This window comes from Vibrio sp. ED002, from assembly GCF_023277445.1.
GTDB classification, from domain to species: Bacteria; Pseudomonadota; Gammaproteobacteria; order Enterobacterales; family Vibrionaceae; genus Vibrio; species Vibrio jasicida.
Genome location: NZ_CP080238.1, coordinates 138,412 through 157,295, shown reverse-complemented (window position 1 = coordinate 157,295; position 18,884 = coordinate 138,412). Strand labels below are relative to the sequence as shown.

Genomic DNA, 18,884 nt, shown 5'->3' with positions numbered 1-18,884 from the left:
CAAGCTTGGAATGGCGTCAAGCAATCCTCACCGTCAAAGGTGATATTGATTACGGTTTCATCGTGATTGATGCAACTTTCGCCACCACTTCTTTACGAATAGCGCCGAGTTTCACCTGTCTCTCAGGGTACCAAGGCAGTGGGCGAAGCAATGACATGGATTTCAAACCTAAGCGTGCGGTGAGAATACCCACTCCCAAGCCTTGCCCTGCTCGAGCAGACACCTTTCCTGCGAGATCCATCGACATCAAATCCATGCTCGCATCGATCGCCAGTTCACTTGCACCAGCCGCCGCCATATTCACAAAAACCGCACGAAGTAGCTTGATTCGAGATGCGTACCCAAGCTCAACGCCATAGACTTTCGAGAGATTATCGATCATTTTGAAATTACGCCACGCCACTAACAGCATGTCAGCCGCAGCTAGTGGACTAACGGCAACTAACGCGGCTGACTCTGTCGCGTGCTGTGAAACAATTTTGGTCGCGAGTTTATCTTGCTGACTGACAACCATTGAGTCGTACATTTCTAGGATTTCGGCATCGCTGTGTGCTGGATTCACGCTATTCTTCCAACGATCGAAGCCCGGATTTTCAGCAAGTACACCACTTTGCTCAGCCACTTTTTCACAAAATACTTTGCCTTTGCCAACACTTTGACTGTCGATAAGTGCCTCACTTTCTTCCTGCACGCTAAAGTGGTTGCGAAGTTTGCGTAGCTTCCATAGTTCTTTGCCTAACGCTCCTAAACCAAAAGAGGCAATAGTGGAGATAAAACCGGCCCAGCCCAATGCAAGCCAATCTGCAGTTTGCACAGCCGTGACAATCGAATCCACCGCCTGCCACCCAACCAGACCAGCAAAGGTGGCAAATACCCCTGTTGTAAGCCATTTACGCCCAGGTTTTGGACGAATCACATGTTCAAGCTGTAATTCTTGCTCGGTGTCTTCCGATTGCTCTTCTATTTCAACAGCAACGAAAGTCTCGTTTTCCGAGAATGTCTTTTGCGCCGTAAACTCTGGCGAGACATCCTTTTTTTCACTGTGCATGACCTTTTCAGAGAAGACTTGTTTTTGTTTTAGCTCGCTCATTTCAATTTGTCTCCCAGTAGGTATTCAAGTGCTTTGTCTAGACGAATATGCTTCATCGGCTCGTCACTTTCTGATGACATAGGTCGGAAAGACGTAAAATCAAAGCCACTGTTTTGCCAATAAACAGCATTCGGAAGTTTCTTTGGTACTTCCCCAGGGAACATCGTTATCGCCTCCCCATCAAGCGTTGTACCTTGCAAAGCTGGCACGGTCTTATCTCCCGAAGCAATGAAACCTGAAGTCGTCGCTTGAATCGACGCGATACTCATACAGCTCATTTCTATGTTCTCGTACGCTGCGGTCTGCCATGCAGGATGCACCATCTGTTGCAGCAAAGAGACAAGTTGAGGATGCTGATCTGGGGTCACATGGTCAGCCTTCGTCGCAGCGAACAGTACTTTATCGATTTTTGGCGAGAATAAGCGGCGTAAGAAGCTACTCCGACCATAACGAAAACTGTGCATGATCTGCTCAAGTGCTTGGCGCATATCATAAAAAGCTTCATCACCCGCATTTAATGGTTGCAGGCAATCCACCAGCACGATTTGGCGGTCAAATGTCGCAAAGTGGTGTTTATAGAATGCTTTCACGACCTTTTGTTGATATTCGTGAAAACGCGCTTCTAGCATCGCTAAATTGCTGCCTTTTACCGTTTTTCCTTCGGCCTCTAATCGACAGGGGAAAAATTGCAGAACAGGTGCGCCTGCAAGCTCTCCAGGCAAAACAAATCGTCCCGGCTGAACCCAGTGCAAGCCAGACGCTTTACACGCATGCAAATAATCGGTGTAAGCCTGTGAGACTCTCTCTAGCTTTTTCTCATTGACGTCCGCATTGAGGTCGACTTGGTCTAGCTCTTCTAGCCAAGCTTGAGCAAGCTCGCTACGTTGCCCTTTTAACGCTTCAAATTGCGTCTGCGACCATGTCGCAAAATCCATATCAAGTAGTGGTAAGTCCAATAACCACTCGCCCGGATAGTCGATGATGTCAACGTTCAGTACCGCCGTTTTACTCAGCAGTTTTTTGGTGGTTTTATTTGGCTTGTATTTTAGAGCCAGGCGAATCTCACTGACGTCACGAGTCGGTACTGGCCATTGAGGCGGCGTTGCGTGAACTTGGTTCATCGCATCATCGTAAGCAAAACGCGGTACCATCATATTGGCTTGAGGCTCACGCTTCGCGCCAATCAAGCGCTTATCACGCGCCGCTGTCAGCAGCGGCAAGTTGTCGTGTGTTGCTGTATGCAGTAATTGATTAACCAGAGAAGTAATAAAGGCGGTTTTACCCGCACGAGACAAGCCAGTCACTGCGATTCGCACGTTAGAATCCATTCCTCGGCTGATAAAGTCATTCACTTCTTGCGTTATTCTTTTCATACTTTTTATTTATCTCATCAATTCTTGCTACGCAGTGTAATTTTATCAACCTTAATCAAAGATGAACAAAGTATTCACGACAAAATTTACCTACATCAAAAACACAAAAGCCTCTGAGAATATCAGAGGCTTAGTGATTCTATCTGCACTAGGGCAATCTAATCGTCTTCTATCAACTTGTAGATAACGAATAGGCAGACTTCTAGAATCAGCCACAACACACAAGTGATGGTGACGTATTTTTCATCGAAGATACTGATGCCGTGAAGAATCAAGTCGTAGCCAACAAAGCTACCGATCACAACAGCAAGAACTATTTGTAGAATTTGAATAAAACGAGGCATGCCGTCTCCTAATCATGGTCAGCATAACAGTGAGATTTGCTATGCCTATAAGTTTATATTTGATTATATAGACAAAAAGTGCAGCTTTCGCTGCACTTTTGTCAAATGTTTGCTAGGTAAATCAGCACTTTGTCACATTCTCCCAATTGAGACGTTCGAATGATGACCAAGTCTCTTACGCTTCCATCTCTTGGATTTTCACTTTCCAAGTGTCAGGACCGATCTGGTGAGCGTTCGTACCATTAGAATCGACGGCAACCGTTACAGGCATATCTTCGACTTCAAACTCGTAAATCGCTTCCATACCTAGGTCTTCGAATGCTACCACGCGAGCTTTCTTGATTGCTTTCGCGACAAGGTATGCTGCGCCGCCAACGGCCATGAGGTAAACCGCTTTGTGGTTCTTGATCGACTCAACCGTCGCAGGGCCACGTTCCGCTTTACCAATCATCCCCATGATGCCGGTTTCTTCTAACATCATGTCGGTGAACTTATCCATACGCGTTGAGGTTGTTGGGCCTGCAGGACCTACTGCCTCATCACCGACGGCATCGACCGGACCAACGTAGTAAATGAACTTGCCTTTGAAATCAACACCAGCAGGTAGACCTTCGCCACTTTCTAGCATGCCTTGAATACGTTTATGCGCAGCATCACGACCGGTCAAGATCTTGCCTGACAGAAGAACCGTTTCACCAGTCTTCCACTCTTGGACCTCTTCTTTGGTTACTGTATCTAGGTTAACACGACGTGTATTTGCGCCCGCTTCCCAAGTAATGTCTGGCCAATCTTCTAGCTTCGGTGGCGTTAGCTCTGCTGGGCCATTGCCATCAAGCGTGAAGTGAACGTGGCGTGTTGCTGCACAGTTCGGGATCAAACACACTGGTTTTGAAGCCGCGTGCGTTGGCGCCGTTTTGATTTTTACATCAACAACAGTAGTCAGACCACCAAGGCCTTGTGCACCAATACCCAATTTGTTTACGCGATTGAAGATATCGAGGCGAAGCTCTTCTTCTGCGTTTTGAGGGCCACGATCAATCAAGTCTTGAATATCGACGTGCCCCATCAGAGATTCTTTTGCTAATACCGCAGCTTTTTCAGCGGTACCGCCGATACCAATGCCAAGCATGCCCGGTGGACACCAACCTGCGCCCATTGCTGGTAGGGTTTTCTCTACCCATTCTGCAATGTCGTCAGATGGGTTTAGCATCACCATCTTGGTTTTGTTTTCAGAGCCGCCGCCTTTCGCCGCGATTTGAATTTCAACTTTATCGCCTGGCACCATGTTGATGTGCACAACTGCTGGCGTGTTGTCTTTGGTATTGATTCGCTTACCTGCTGGGTCCATCAGAACCGAAGCACGCAATGGGTTATCCGGATTTGTGTACCCCTGTCGAACGCCCTCATCCACCATTTGCTGTACTGTCATGTCGGTTGAGTCCCATTGGACGCCCATACCGATGTTCACAAAACAGGTGACGATGCCGGTGTCTTGACAGATCGGTCGGTGACCTTCAGCAGACATACGGGAGTTAATTAAGATTTGCGCAATCGCGTCTTTCGCGGCTTGGCTCTCTTCTCGATGGTAGGCTTTTTCAAGGGCTTGAACAAAGTCTAGCGGGTGGTAGTAAGAAATATACTGTAGCGCATCAGCAACACTGCTGATGACATCCTGCGTGCGTATTACCGTCATTGCATGCCTCATTATTGTTATGCTTTGCTTCCATTATTGGCTGGCTTCTTTCGTGTTTGTTGAGCTTATTGCTCTAAATGAGCTTCGTTTTATGTGAACAAATTGTCGAACGGCTGATATCGACACACGATTAAATGAAGTCGCCTTCCATATAGTAAAACCACCTCAAACCCTTGTATAGAGGTAGTTTGGCGCTATACCCAAATAACCCCCGTATACAAGTTCATAGCGGCGCCACTTAGAGAACTCAGTAAGTGAATCGTTGTAAAACACTTACGAAAGTTCAAACGCAAAGCTCTCTTAAAGCAGTGGCTTGCTCCCGAAAGGCGAGTTGCTTTGACTCGCATACAGTGTTGACGATTCTTGATTTAGACCCACTAAAACATGCGAATCGTCGTCGCGTATGCGAACCAAATCATTCTCGCTGAATCATGTATCTAGAGATTATTTGGGTATAGTGGCGTTTATGATACTCTTGCAGCCCATGACATGCCATGCAGTGAACGAACTCTTTGTCACAATTTAAACAAATGAACAACATGGATACGCAATTGCTTGATTTTAAGGCATTGGATTACGCCGACGACCTCACCATTTCCCTATTTTCTCGTATCGAACACCAACCTTGGGCGATGCTTTTACGCTCCGCTTCTGAGACCCATATCGACAGCCGATTTGATGTGTTGGTGGCCAACCCAATCGCAACGCTAGAGACAGTCGCTGGCGATACGCAAATCAAAACAGACACGCAAGAGTACGCCTCTCAAGATGACCCGTTTTCGCTGTTAGACGAGCTTCAACAACAGCTTTTGCCAAACCTTGAGTTGGGCGCAGAGTGGGATCTGCCGTTTGTCGGCGGTGCACTTGGCTACTTCAGCTACGATTTAGGCCGTAGAGTCGAATCTATGCCGGAGTTAGCAGCTAAAGATCTACAAACACCAGATATGGCAGTTGGTCTGTATGAATGGGCTTTGGTTGTCGATCATAAGTTGAAGACCGCGATCCTTGTTGGCCAAAACACGCAAGCCGCATGGCAATGGCTTAATTCACAATCTCCAGTTGATGTTGAACACTTCAAGCTGATTGGTGATTGGCAATCCAACATGACTCAAGCGTCTTACGCTTCACGCTTTGATAGCGTACAAGAATATCTGTTAAGCGGTGATTGTTACCAAATCAACTTGGCGCAGCGTTTTAATGCACCTTATCAGGGCAGTGAATGGCAAGCGTATTTAAAGCTGGAAGCGGCAAACCAAGCACCCTTCTCAGCATTTATTCGTATGCCAAAATCTACGCTGTTGAGTATTTCTCCAGAACGATTCTTGGAACTGAAAGACAACGTTATCGAGACCAAACCAATCAAAGGCACTCGACCACGCGGTGCGGATACCCTTCAAGACCAAGCCAATGCGCACGATCTACAAACCGCAGAGAAAGATCAGGCAGAAAACTTGATGATTGTGGACTTGCTGCGTAATGACATTGGACGTGTTGCTTCTCCAGGTAGTGTCCATGTGCCAAAGTTGTTTGATATTGAGAGCTTCCCTGCCGTTCACCATTTGGTAAGTACCATTCGAGCCAATCTAGATCCGCAATATTCCGCGGCGGATTTGCTTCGAGCTTGCTTCCCAGGCGGTTCAATCACCGGAGCACCAAAAGTACGTGCAATGCAAATCATTGAAGAGTTAGAACCGCATCGCCGCAGCGCATATTGTGGCAGTATCGGTTATATCTCGCGCCATGGTCGTATGGATACCAGCATCACTATTCGAACTCTCGTTGCAGAAAACAACAAACTGTATGCATGGGCTGGCGGCGGTGTGGTGGCTGACAGTGATTGTGCCTCGGAATATCAAGAAACCTTAGACAAGCTTTCGAAAATTCTACCAGCGCTAAAGTAAAAGTTAACGTGGAAGAAACTAAGCCAAAAACGGCTCTGTTGTTCTTACAGAGCCGTTTGTTTTTATTCTACTAGCGCTATTCTTTGAGCCACTTACACATCACTTGTTCGATATCTGCCGCGGTGTAGGGCTTGGTGAGGATGTCATCCATACCAGATTCGATGCACTTTTTCCTTTCTTCTAACGTCGTCCCCGCTGTGAGTGCAATAATGGGATTGTTAAAGCCATCCTCTCTTAGGTGAACCGTGGCTTCATACCCATCCATCTCTGGCATTCGACAATCCATGAATATCAATTCGTAGTCTTTGTTTTTAACAGCCTCCAATGCCTCCAAGCCGTTATTTTTTAGATCGGGTGTGATATCGAGTTTTTTAAGCATTTGAGTGACGATGACCTGATTCATCCGAATATCATCTACAACTAAAATGTTTCTTCCTGCCAACTCAATTTGTCGACCGGTTGCCTCCGACCCGGCTAAATTTGCGGGCGCTTCTCCTCGTTTAAGCGGTACCACGACTTGGAACGTTGTCCCTTTGCGTGGCTCGCTGACATAGCTGATCTGTCCTTTCATCAGATCGACAAGGTTCTTACAAATCGCCAAACCTAAACCTGACCCTTCAAAACTGCGCTTTGTAGAGCGGTCTGCTTGAACAAAAGGATCAAACAACGCTTGTTGTGCTTCTAGCGGAATACCAATGCCGGTGTCTTCTATTTCAAAATGTGCAAAGCCATTGTTCCATTCGACACGCAGCACCACACCTCCTAGTTGAGTAAACTTAATCGCATTACCGATTAGGTTAACCAAGATCTGGGTAATCCGCTCAAAATCTCCGACCAAAAACTCAGGTATCCCGAGTTTCTTATCAATAGAGAAATGAATGCGCTTCTCGGCAGCTTTAGCCGCAAATACGCCAGTTAATGCATCCTCTAGCGCTTTCCAAGCAAAAACTTTATCGATGATTTCCATCATCCCAGCGTTCATCTTACTGAAGTCGAGCAAGTCGTTGATGATGACTCTAAGTAGGTCCCCAGAATGCGTAAGATTACTCAGATACTGTTGTTGCTCATCCCCAAGAGCGGTCTTACTCAGCAGATCGGCACTGCCGAGCACACCATTTAGCGGCGTTCTCAGCTCATGGTTGATCATGGCAACGAACTCTTTGGTCGCCTTCTCGGAGGCCTCGGCACGCTTACGCAGTTCAACCTCACGTTCTAAGCTCAAGTGACGGCTAATAACGCCATGAACCAAGTCTGAAACCAACACCATTTGCTTAGAAATAAACTCCTGTTCGACTTGATCAAGCGCAACAGAAAAGATCAACTCACCAAGAATGTTGGCGTCTATTGTTATTGGGAGATAGAGAGCATTCCCGTTCCAACGTGGTTTATTGGCGATAGGCGCATCATGCGCTAACGCCAAGTGTCCAAATTGATGCCGACGTAATGAGCTTAAACGCTCAGCTTCTAAATACAGGTAAGCCCCCGACACAACAGAGTTTGATGTCAGCTGTTCCAAGAAACTGGCAATCATGGTTTCATCGAAGGTGCTAGAAAGGAAAGTACGTCCAAACCTAATCAAGGTGGCATCGATTTGCTCTTCGAACTCGAATTTGCGCAGGTCTTTCTCTGACTTCATCTCGAGCTTTTTTAGCGCCACACTTAACTGTTGGTTAGATTCATACAGTTCTAAACTCTTTTGCTCTAACAGTGATTCAGCGGCTTTACGCGACGCGACTTCTCGCTTGAGTTTCCTTTCTAATGAGGAATTTCCCGTCATATTTGGTTATTGAGCCTCCAGCCAAAAACGCACTTGGCTTCCATCTTCCGATTGATTCTGATGTTTAATTTTTATCGTTTCATTAAAGTGCTGAGCGCACCCTTGTATTAAACCGAAGCAAACATGAGCCATACAGCGCGCACTTCGATAGTCAAACACCATTTCCGATTCTGTCTCACTGATAAAGTCAAACTGCGGAGGATTTGCATCGGGATAGAGTTTCTTCACTTCCACGTGAATGAAGTCCTCTACATGGCGCACGAATTGGAACGTCGTGCTGCACTGCTGCAGGCTGGCGTGATTCGGAATCGATTTGAGTAGATTCTGGAAGACACACTCACCAAACACTTCTTGAAGCGTTTCAGGGGGAATATCAGACACTTTACTGAGATTAACGATCAACTTAACAAGGTCTCGATGGTCATAACTGCCTACCGAGGTGTAAATACCTTCGTCGTTAGATAAGTCCAAAACCTGATCGAGAACCTCAAGACCAAACTTCTCTTCCACTAACTCCATGAACTCCGTGAAAATGATTCCTTTCATCGTATTCAGCTAACCTTATAGTGACGTCTTAAAATAAAGAATGGTGTATAACGCTATAAGTTTCAAATTAATATAATACGAATCCATTCGTCAGCTGACTTCTTAAGGACTCCGATTTGGTCATTGATAAAACGACATTGTTGCAAAACTTCCAATTCCATTTACCGACAGGCTATCACCAAGAGTCTTTGGGCCGATTAGCACATTTGAAAGACACCTCACTTCGTGATGCCGCGGTGTTAATTGGCTTTGTTGAGAGAAAAGAAGGAATGCAAGTGATTTTGACCAAGCGAGCCGAACATTTACGACACCATCCTGGCCAAATTAGCTTCCCAGGGGGAAAATATGAGACTGAGGATCACACTCTTGTGAATACGGCACTGCGAGAAGCCGAAGAAGAAATTGGTATTCATGAAAAGCATATAAAGGTATTTGGTCAGCTGCCAAAGCTGCCAACGATTAGCCAATTTAATGTGACACCGTTTTTGGCCTTCATTTCTCCAGACTACACAACGCAAATTGACCCCAACGAAGTTGCCTCAGTTTTTGAAGTCCCAGCCAATCATATTTTAAACCCTGAAAAGCTGTACAGTTCAAAATTCAACCTAAGAAACACTAGTCATCGCGTCTTTGCCATCCCATATCAACAGCATTTTATTTGGGGAATGACCGCACAGATCATCGAATCCATGCAAAAACACATCATTTCTAAGTAACTGCTTTATCAATATTAAGTTGACTTTAAAACCAAACATCATGTGCATCTATATTAATAAAAAGTTATTTTTCAAACATCAATTCACATTAGTTTAATTTGATTTTTATAAGGCAAACGCTTGCGGTGAGAAAAATTTATACAACAACCGCTTCAGATAAGTTTTTCTAATTTCACTCATTAGCAATTATCACGTGTAGCACGCCATTTTCGTGATAAAAAGCAGGTTTTTGACATATCATTCAATAAGCTCGAGCAATACATGATTTAGATCTAATTTTCCTAGTGCAAAATCTTGCAAAATTGCTCCCGACTTATTTCCTGTTCCCAAAATGAGTAACTCAAAAATGAATACAACTACTACTGCGGCTTCAACCGCACAATCGTCTAGTAAGTTTTCTTACAAAGACTTCACCTGGTGTTTGTCCCTATTTGGTACAGCAGTAGGTGCAGGTGTACTTTTCCTTCCAATTAAAGCAGGTGCTGGCGGTTTCTGGCCATTAGTTATCCTTGCTCTAATCGCGGCACCAATGACTTGGTTCGCACACAAATCTCTCGCTCGTTTCGTACTTTCTGCGAAAAACCCTGAAGCTGATATCACTGACACAGTAGAAGAGCACTTCGGTAAGACAGGCGCAAACCTTATTACTTTTGCATACTTCTTCGCTATCTACCCTATCGTACTTATCTACGGTGTTGGTATCACAAACACGGTTGACTCTTTCCTAGTTAACCAAATGGGTATGGAATCTATTCCTCGCTGGCTACTTTCTGGCGCGTTAATCGCTGCGATGACTGCGGGTGTAGTATTCGGTAAAGAGCTAATGCTGAAAGCAACATCAGCAATGGTTTACCCTCTAGTATTTGTCCTACTAGCACTGTCTTTCTACCTAATTCCTGATTGGAATACATCAATGATGGAAGTGTCTCCAAACTGGGGCGAAATGCCTTCAATCGTTTGGCTAGCAATTCCAATCATCGTATTCTCATTCAACCACAGCCCAATCATCTCTCAGTTCTCTAAAGAACAACGTCGTGTGTACGGTGATGACGCAGTTAAGAAGACTGACTCTATCACTGGCGGCGCAGCGATGATGCTGATGGGCTTTGTAATGTTCTTCGTATTCTCTGTAGTGCTTTCTCTATCTCCAGAGCAACTAGCAACTGCGCAAGAGCAAAACATCTCAGTTCTTTCTTACCTTGCGAACGTTCACGAATCACCACTGATCTCTTACATGGGCCCATTGGTTGCATTCGCAGCAATCACTTCTAGCTACTTCGGTCACTTCCTAGGTGCTCACGAAGGTCTAGTAGGTCTAATCAAGTCTCGCTCTGAATCTCCTAAGAGCAAGATTGAAAAAGCGTCTCTTATCTTCATCGTTGTGACGACTTGGATTGTTGCTATCGTTAACCCAAGCATCCTAGGCATGATTGAAACGATGGGTGCACCAATGATTGCAGCTATCCTATTCTTGATGCCTGTATTCGCGATGCAGAAAGTGCCAGCAATGGCAAAGTACAAAACTTCAGCACCTGTACAGATTTTCACAGCAATCTGTGGTCTTGCGGCAATTAGTTCTGTAATCTACGGCGCTCTTTAATCACTGCTCTTTTATAAAGCATGATTAATCCAAGAATATAACGATAATAAAAAGCCTCCCAACTCCCCTTGGGAGGCTTTGTTCTGAGGTAATCGATATGATTAGTGTTTTTGATATCTATAAGATCGGTGTTGGTCCTTCAAGCTCACATACTGTAGGTCCAATGAAAGCGGGTAAAGAGTTTATTGATGACCTTCGTGCTATGGGAAAACTGCGCGACATCACTAAAATCACCGTTGACGTTTATGGTTCACTATCACTGACAGGGAAAGGTCACCACACGGATATCGCCATCATCATGGGTCTTGCAGGCAACTCCCCTGAGAAAGTTGATATCGACTCTATTCCGGGCTTCATCGCTCGAGTAGAAGAAACTGAACGCCTTCCTGTTGGCATGCACTGTCACACAGTATCGTTCCCGAAAGACGGTGGTATGAACTTCCATACTACTAACCTTGAGCTACATGAAAACGGCATGCAGATCCACGCGTGGATCGAAGACGAAAAAGTGTACTCAAAGACGTACTACTCTATCGGTGGCGGCTTCATCGTTGATGAAGAAAACTTCGGTAAAGAGATTGAGAACCCAATCAAGGTTCCTTACGAATACACAACAGCAGAAGAGCTCGTTAACCAGTGTAAAGAAAGTGGTCTTTCTATTAGTGCACTTGTGATGAAAAACGAACACTCTCTGCACTCTGATGAAGAGACTCGTACTTACTTCGCGAACATCTGGCGCACCATGCGCGAATGTATGGATCGTGGTATGAACGAAGAAGGTATTCTGCCTGGTCCACTACGCGTACCTCGTCGTGCAGCAGCACTTCGTCAGCAACTGCTTACTTCTGAAAAAACAACAAACGATCCAATGTCGGTTGTTGACTGGGTAAACATGTTCGCTTTCGCAGTAAACGAAGAGAACGCAGCAGGTGGTCGTGTTGTGACAGCACCAACAAACGGCGCATGTGGCATCATCCCTGCGGTACTGGCTTACTACGACAAGTTCATCCAAACCGTGACTGAAAAAGATTACATCCGTTACTTCGCCGCTTCTGGCGCGATCGGTGGTCTTTACAAACGCAACGCGTCTATCTCTGGCGCAGAAGTTGGCTGTCAAGGTGAAGTTGGTGTGGCATGTTCTATGGCTGCAGCTGGTCTTGCTGAGCTTATGGGTGGTAGCCCAGAGCAAGTATGTATGGCAGCAGAGATCGCAATGGAGCACAACCTAGGCCTAACGTGTGACCCTGTTGCAGGTCAGGTACAGGTTCCGTGTATCGAGCGTAACGGTATCGCGGCAGTAAAAGCGATCAACTCAACTCGTATGGCACTGCGTCGCTCATCTGCACCGACAGTTTCTCTAGATAAGGTTATCGAAACTATGCTAGAGACAGGTAAAGACATGAACGCAAAGTACCGTGAGACATCTCAAGGCGGCCTAGCAGTAAAAGTTATCTGCTAATCTCCCAACCTCTCCCATCAGAAGCCCGAGCAACTCGCTCGGGCTTTTTTTCGCCTAAAGATCTTTCCCCATGTAAAATCTCTCTGGATTGAGCTTTATAAAAAAATCTAAAATTGTCACTATATCCAGAAGTTTAGGATATGCCCGTAGAAGGTCACATACCTGCTATCTCAATATTGATAACGTATTCAAAAATTAATCCTGGAGCGCTTTAACACATGATTAGGTTTGAACTTGGAAACCAAATCTGCGTTTGCTTGTCCGAAAAAGAACTTTCATTACAGCTCAATAACTCCATCCACTCTTCTATTCCCGTAAGCAGAATCGAATACTTAATCCTTAGTACCATTGCCGCTTTTGGGAGCCTAAACGCGCCTATTAGCCAGAGGAAAATCGAAAAGAAGTTGTCAGCGCAACATCACTTGATGTTGCCGGAAAATGGATTTAAGAACGCTGTTGCGTCCATAAGGAAAAAGTTCAGGCAACTAACAAAGAATCATATAGAGACCCAAAAGTCTCTCATCGAAAACATTCACCGAAAGGGATATTTTGTGCCATACGATAGCCAACACGCACAAAAAGATGGGCTTCTTCAACAAGCGAGAATCCACCAGCAAGCCGTTCATAGCGTAAGAATGGCCGCTGCTATTTGCTTACGTAGTAGAGCGCTATACCTGAATTTGTTGTGCTTTATTGGCTTTACCATCGCGCTGTATATTGCCATTTGTTTTTACAGCATCGGGACGATTGTTAAGCAAAACTATTTTGATGATGCAATGAACTTCGCACAAGATCTCGCGCAACAGAGTTGTTTTGGGCATGAAGACCAATTAAAAGGCTTATTTGATAATGTTCAATTAGTCGAGTCAGCATTGATGATCGACAAGCACAACATTCGTTGTCTAGTCACGCCAGAAGCAGTGGTCCCAGTGAACAAAAAAGACAGAGAAAGCTGGTTAAACAACGAAAGCTACACAACCCATTCGTTTATATTTAACGGTGCACAAGTCCTCGTCAGAGTAAAAAACGTGAATGTATCGAATAGCTTTGAGAGCCATATGTCTCGCATGTTTTTGTCTGGCATGAAAGTGTGTACCAATACTGGCACAGCGCTAGAAATTGGCGATACCAACGGGCAATCGTTCTTGTATAACGTCAACGAAAACGGTTACAAAGAGGTGTATTACGTAAAAGGGCCTATTAGTAGCATCCTTGTTTTGAGCTTTATTCTAATGCTTGCCTTTAGACATAACAAACTTCGCTCATTAGCCACTTACCTTTGGGCTATCCGTCAGTTCAATCTCAAACTTGAACCTATCCACAACACATCAAATCGACAGAATATCCACTATGAAGTCCTATCGCGCTTTAAGGTTAAAAACACTCAAAAGTTTATTGAGTCATTAATCGCCAATGGATTTCTAATCAATCATACCTTATTGGTCATCAGGCTCGTGTATGGCAAATCAAAATCCTTACTCGCTCCTCTGAGTATCAACGTGTGCCCTTCTCTACTGGAAAAGCGTAATTTCACACGCTTGTATCGCTTATTGGCTCAATTGGACTGTTCACTTCTGACGATTGAAATCACAGAAAATGCGTCGATGTACTATACGCAGGAGATCTTCAATAACATCAACAAGCTCAAAGCCATCGGGTGCAAAATCAGCATTGATGATTTCGGGACTGGTAACAACAATGTCGAGCTCATCAGTCAAATTACGCCAAGTTATCTCAAGATTGACCGTTTGTTTGTTATCAACCTGAAGCAAGACGACAAAAAAGTAGAGACGTTACGTCAGCTTATTGCGATGGGACACACATACCACTGTGCAGTCATCGTAGAAGGTGTGGAGACCGCAGAATGTGCCCATTTACTAACCACACTTGGTGCGCACATTCATCAAGGCTTTTATTATCCGCTTTGTCGCTAGCGACCTCTATTTAATAGCAAAATCCACACGGAACCAGATTGCGTCCTTTTAATGTCCACAACTATAATGGCGGTATTGTGTTTACCGCCTCTGAACAGATTCAGACCATGATCGCCATTAAACCTGCCAAGCTGAAAGATTTTGCCAGCTTGATGCAACTGGAAGTGCAAGAAGATCAAAAAGGATTTTTTAAGCCATTTGAACAGGCTTACCAGCAACGTAGTAAGTCAGAAGTGTTTTATACCATCTTTCATGACTATCTTATTGTCGGATATTTAGTGATAGACAAAGCCTTCGCCCAACACGCTCCCTTTGCCAAACGCCATGAATTGGGTTTAAGCTATCTTATGGTCGATAAGCGCTTTCAACAGCAAGGAATTGGAAAAGCAACGCTACAAAAACTGATGATCTATGGCTACGCGATTGACACTGAAAGCAGCTCTGTGTGTGCGACAGTATCTAGTAGTAATGACATTGGAATTAGATTGTTTGAATCGGCAGGGTTCGATAACACCCAAAAGACAATTTATGAAGAGAGTGGAAAAGCGCTGATCTTGCGTCATTCTCTGAACTGATAGATTAGGCATCGATGTTATTTATGTTGTAAAGGCAGGGTAATTAGCACACCTGCCTTCCTCCCAAAATCATACCGTTACGACTTCCGCTTGCCAGCCGTAACCGGTGTACTCCTTTGCTAACTCTTCTGCAACAAACGCAGACACCACTACTTCAACCCATTTACCATACGCCCCTGCACGGTAGCGAAGCTTCATCATTTTCATTGTTACCCCTCCGGATGGCGATAAAATTAGCCAAATTTGAAACAGCTGCTCGCCAAAAACCTATACTTAAAGTCTGTGTATCTGCCTATAAAGGTGTAATATTTAGGTTTAGAATAGATCTTCCCCCACCCATTCACCAAATAGGAAGCATGTGCGTTATTCCAAGAAGTTCGAAATAAAGCACCGACATTTTGCAAAATCTGATAGTCAGAATGTAGAGTAAAATTACTGCATTTATAAAATTCATTCCGTACGAGTCGTTTTAATGGACAGTGAGATAGGTAAGACAATAGAAGCTGAAACTTTTGAAGCGCTTATGATGAGGCAAGCAACATCACTTACCTCCTCTGAAGCAGACAAGTGCGAAGTCAAACTTCGCGAATTCATGACGGAAGCCATGAACTGGTTCGAAATCGATCGAATGACCATGTTTCCCAACTCAATGCTGTTTTTCAACCAAGGGAAAACGCTTGCTGTCGCACGTCCACCACATAAAGTCGTCACAGCAGAGCAAGTCGGCATAGAAGACGCCGAGAGGTACCTTCGTCTTATCGGTAACTCGGAACAAACTCAGATTTTCAACCGAGCTTCGCTTGAAAGTAGTGATGTGGCATTACTAAGAATGCTGGCAGCACAAGGCGCATGTTGCCATTACACCATCCCACTGAGTCAGTTTGGTCAACGCTGGGGTGGCGTTTCATTTACTATTTTTGGCGAAAATCGTTGTGGTTTGAATGAAGCCCAATTGAATCAAGTCACATTTCTTTCGCAAGTTTGGCTTTCTTATTGGCAGCACTCTAAGTTGCATCGCAGCTTACACAAGCCAGACATGAAGACGAGTAATGAGAACAACAAAATGTTAAGACTAAGTCGTCGTCAATGTGATGTCCTCGGGCACATAGCCAACGGCTTGTCTGCAAAACAAATCGCGATAGCGCTTAATTTGAGTCCACGAACGATTGAGTCTCACAAATACCGGTTGATGGACATGCTGGAATTAGAAACTCATTCTGAGTTAGTCCAATTCGCCCTACGAAACGGAATTGGGTACTGACCTCTTTTGTCTCTGATCTCAGGCTAACAAACGAAAAAGGCAAGCCGATTGGCTTGCCTTTATTGTCTGTGTACAGAACGAAATTATTCGCCTTTGTAGATACAACCTGCGGTACAAGTTTCTTTGATCTCAACTTTACTCAGTAGCGGCAAACTTGGCTTAAGCTCTTGCCAAATCCACTTCGCGAGTACTTCACTTGTTGGGTTTTCTAGACCTTCGATATCATTCAAGTAGTAATGATCCAAACGATCGTAAGTTGGTTTGAATGCCGCTTTGATTTCTGAAAAATCAATCACCCAACCTGTATGCGGGTCAACTTCACCCTCTACATAAAGACGAACTAAGAAAGAGTGTCCGTGCAAACGACCACACTTGTGACCTTCCGGTACGTGCGGCAGGTGATGTGCTGCTTCGAACATAAACTCTTTGTATAATTCTGTTTTCATCTTGATTCTCAGGCTTTAAAAAGACACGCAATACTAAGGAATTCACCCTTTAATGACAACCTTTATCAATAACATGAGAAAGAGGAAAACGATTCACTGATTCAGAATGATTAACTGATAAAAAACGGCAACCTCCAAACATCTTGAAGATTGCCAAATCTGGAGATTCCAGAAAAATGGTTAGGAAAATGAAGTAGGGTCATACATACCCCAAACTTCCCTACTTTGACGACTCTAAGAGTACAAAAAGAGATTACACGACCTCGGGTTAACAACCGGTTAAACAAGAAAGAATAATTGAAATTTAGGCCCCCCTTCGTCTAAAAATTGGCGCAGCGCCAATCCATTGATTACACCCTACTTACATCACATTTACATAACCCTACGTTGTCTAGGGTCACATTCATTCGCCCTATCCATCGCTCATACCACGCTAAGCCCTTAATATTGTGGAATTCGTTCCAATTACACTTATAAAAATATGCGCTCAACGATTACCTTCAAACTGTTACTGGCATTGATAGTTGTCTTCACTTGCGTGTTAGCTGCATCGACTGGCTATCAATACTTTCAACAAAAGACACTTATTAATGACGTGCTGAGTGAACAACTACACGATAAAGCAAGCAACTACTTCGATAGCCTAAATATGATGATGCTCACCGGTACGATGTCGCAAAAAGAAACCCTACGACAAAAAGCGCTCGCTCAAGAAGGCATAGAGCAAGTGCGCGTACTTCGTGCTGATGCAGTCTCTAAATTTTACGGCGCTGGCGATGCGAATCAAAAACCGATAGATGACATTGACCAGAGAGCATTAAACGGTGAGTTGGTGATTGAGCCTTTCAGTGCGGATTGGGGGAAAGGCTTGGTGGTTGCACTGCCGATGAAATCAAGCGAAAACTATCGTGGTACGAATTGTGTGTCTTGCCATATTGCCCCAGAAGGCGAAGTGTTAGGTGCAATCCGCTTGGAATACAACATGAGCCATGTGAATTCTCTTATCAATAAACAAGCCATGTTTGCAATGGGCATCATGTCAGTTATCGCGTTTGTGGGCTTTTTAATTACCATGGGATTGATTCGTAGAATCATCGTTAGACCAATACAAATGACGTCGCGTTTTATGTCGAATGTCAGTGCGAGCAAGGATCTATCCATACGTTTAGAGCATAAGCAAAAAGACGAAGTTGGACAGTTATCGGATTCTATCAATTCCTTTATGGATACGGTTTCACAAAGCTTGGACAAAGTTCAGGAAACATCGCATTCACTGGCGGGGTCAGCCGGACGCTTAACCGACGTTGCTCAATCTACCGATGAAGCGGCGGACAACCAGCAAGTAGAAACCAATGAAGTGCAAACCAATATCACTGACATGCTGCAACAACAAAGTGTCGTAGAACAAGCGACCGTTGATGCAACAACGTTGGTCAACCATACAGTTGATGTCGCAACCGCCAGTGCTGGTCAAGCGCACCATGTAAGTGAAGACATCAAGAACCTAGTGACCGATATCGACAAGGTGCGCGAGAAGATCACAACATTGAATCAACAAACCGCAGAAGTATCATCCATCCTGGGTGTCATCAAAGGTATTGCGGAACAAACCAACCTACTGGCTCTCAATGCCGCAATTGAAGCAGCTCGTGCAGGTGACCAAGGCCGTGGATTTGCCGTTGTCGCAGATGAAGTCCGTAACCTTGCATCTCGGACAGCGCAAGCGACCAGCAATATAGAAAGCATCATCGTGCAATTTCAACAAGGCAGTGAAGAGTCGCTCACTTCGGTCGATAATGTGTGCCAGTTTGCTCATCAGCGTTCCGTCGATGTCGAAGCGCTCTCCGAAACCATGCGCGATGTAGTAGACGAAATGCATCAAGTTTTGAGACATGCAGAAAACATTCAACATCAAACACAAACGACGTCAGAGGTGAGCAAACACATTCAGTTGAAAGTCGACACCATCACAAGACACGCGAATGAAACTTCGCAATCTGCATCTCACACACGTGACATCAGCGTTGATTTGGAGCAGCTTTCGGAACGTCTAGAGCTATTACTTAACCAATTTACGCTGTCTGAGGAACAAAGGGCAAGTAAATAAGAAATTTCTCCCCTCCAAATTGAATATAAAGGTTGAAGCTGACGAATTGACAGGTAATATGT

The 18,884-nt window shown here is 44.7% G+C and carries 16 protein-coding genes; 8 read left to right on the top strand and 8 right to left on the bottom strand.

Annotated elements, in window-relative coordinates; translation table 11 throughout:
* Positions 1-49: 49 nt before the first annotated feature.
* The 4 genes from ITG12_RS00670 to ITG12_RS00655 form a co-directional block, all read right to left on the bottom strand.
* Complete coding sequence (locus ITG12_RS00670) at positions 50-1,090, bottom strand: TIGR01620 family protein (RefSeq protein ID WP_038881940.1); 1,041 nt, start codon at positions 1,088-1,090, stop codon at positions 50-52.
* Positions 1,087-2,463: a YcjX family protein gene (locus ITG12_RS00665; RefSeq protein WP_038881941.1), complete on the bottom strand. Its 1,377-nt coding sequence runs from the start codon at positions 2,461-2,463 to the stop codon at positions 1,087-1,089. The genes ITG12_RS00670 and ITG12_RS00665 overlap by 4 nt, the downstream gene beginning before the upstream one ends.
* Before the next feature lie 158 nt (positions 2,464-2,621).
* Positions 2,622-2,807 carry a hypothetical protein gene (locus ITG12_RS00660; protein ID WP_009706856.1) on the bottom strand — a complete coding sequence of 62 codons (186 nt, stop codon included), beginning with the start codon at positions 2,805-2,807 and terminating at the stop codon, positions 2,622-2,624.
* Positions 2,808-2,982: 175 nt separating this feature from the next.
* Positions 2,983-4,500: a fumarate hydratase gene (locus ITG12_RS00655; protein WP_038881943.1), complete on the bottom strand. Its 1,518-nt coding sequence runs from the start codon at positions 4,498-4,500 to the stop codon at positions 2,983-2,985.
* A 530-nt stretch (positions 4,501-5,030) separates the two neighbouring features.
* Between ITG12_RS00655 and pabB the strand changes: the two genes are divergently transcribed.
* Positions 5,031-6,401 (top strand): aminodeoxychorismate synthase component I, encoded by a 1,371-nt coding sequence (gene pabB / locus ITG12_RS00650; protein WP_104027258.1) that lies wholly within the window; start codon positions 5,031-5,033, stop codon positions 6,399-6,401.
* A gap of 76 nt (positions 6,402-6,477) precedes the next feature.
* Here pabB and ITG12_RS00645 read toward each other — a convergent pair whose 3' ends face one another.
* Both ITG12_RS00645 and ITG12_RS00640 read right to left on the bottom strand, forming a co-directional pair.
* Positions 6,478-8,178: an ATP-binding protein gene (locus ITG12_RS00645; RefSeq protein ID WP_038881946.1), complete on the bottom strand. Its 1,701-nt coding sequence runs from the start codon at positions 8,176-8,178 to the stop codon at positions 6,478-6,480.
* A gap of 6 nt (positions 8,179-8,184) precedes the next feature.
* Positions 8,185-8,724 carry a heme NO-binding domain-containing protein gene (locus ITG12_RS00640; RefSeq protein ID WP_038866457.1) on the bottom strand — a complete coding sequence of 180 codons (540 nt, stop codon included), beginning with the start codon at positions 8,722-8,724 and terminating at the stop codon, positions 8,185-8,187.
* A gap of 116 nt (positions 8,725-8,840) precedes the next feature.
* Between ITG12_RS00640 and ITG12_RS00635 the strand changes: the two genes are divergently transcribed.
* The 5 genes from ITG12_RS00635 to ITG12_RS00615 all read left to right on the top strand — a co-directional run bounded on the left by ITG12_RS00635 (position 8,841) and on the right by ITG12_RS00615 (position 15,008).
* A complete protein-coding gene (locus ITG12_RS00635; RefSeq protein WP_038866455.1) occupies positions 8,841-9,440 on the top strand; it encodes a CoA pyrophosphatase in 600 nt (199 codons plus the stop codon).
* Between the two features lie 346 nt (positions 9,441-9,786).
* Positions 9,787-11,040: an aromatic amino acid transport family protein gene (locus ITG12_RS00630; RefSeq protein ID WP_038866453.1), complete on the top strand. Its 1,254-nt coding sequence runs from the start codon at positions 9,787-9,789 to the stop codon at positions 11,038-11,040.
* A gap of 97 nt (positions 11,041-11,137) precedes the next feature.
* Positions 11,138-12,499 carry an L-serine ammonia-lyase gene (locus ITG12_RS00625; RefSeq protein ID WP_038866452.1) on the top strand — a complete coding sequence of 454 codons (1,362 nt, stop codon included), beginning with the start codon at positions 11,138-11,140 and terminating at the stop codon, positions 12,497-12,499.
* A gap of 218 nt (positions 12,500-12,717) precedes the next feature.
* Positions 12,718-14,433, top strand: coding sequence for an EAL domain-containing protein (locus tag ITG12_RS00620; protein ID WP_038881949.1), 1,716 nt, complete (start codon positions 12,718-12,720; stop codon positions 14,431-14,433).
* Positions 14,434-14,540: 107 nt separating this feature from the next.
* Positions 14,541-15,008 carry a GNAT family N-acetyltransferase gene (locus ITG12_RS00615; protein WP_038873543.1) on the top strand — a complete coding sequence of 156 codons (468 nt, stop codon included), beginning with the start codon at positions 14,541-14,543 and terminating at the stop codon, positions 15,006-15,008.
* Between the two features lie 69 nt (positions 15,009-15,077).
* Here the strand turns inward: ITG12_RS00615 and ITG12_RS00610 are convergent, their stop codons facing one another.
* A complete protein-coding gene (locus ITG12_RS00610) occupies positions 15,078-15,215 on the bottom strand; it encodes a hypothetical protein (RefSeq protein WP_164492046.1) in 138 nt (45 codons plus the stop codon).
* Between the two features lie 265 nt (positions 15,216-15,480).
* On the opposite strand from ITG12_RS00610, the gene ITG12_RS00605 reads away from it, so the two are divergent.
* Positions 15,481-16,269 carry a LuxR C-terminal-related transcriptional regulator gene (locus tag ITG12_RS00605; protein ID WP_038882453.1) on the top strand — a complete coding sequence of 263 codons (789 nt, stop codon included), beginning with the start codon at positions 15,481-15,483 and terminating at the stop codon, positions 16,267-16,269.
* 83 nt (positions 16,270-16,352) lie between these two features.
* Here ITG12_RS00605 and queD read toward each other — a convergent pair whose 3' ends face one another.
* Entirely contained in the window at positions 16,353-16,715 is a 363-nt protein-coding gene (queD, locus tag ITG12_RS00600) for a 6-carboxytetrahydropterin synthase QueD (RefSeq protein ID WP_038873519.1), read from the bottom strand.
* Between the two features lie 481 nt (positions 16,716-17,196).
* Here queD and ITG12_RS00595 point away from each other — a divergent pair, with 481 nt between their 5' ends.
* A complete protein-coding gene (locus ITG12_RS00595) occupies positions 17,197-18,822 on the top strand; it encodes a methyl-accepting chemotaxis protein (protein ID WP_038882454.1) in 1,626 nt (541 codons plus the stop codon).
* Positions 18,823-18,884 lie beyond the last annotated feature (62 nt).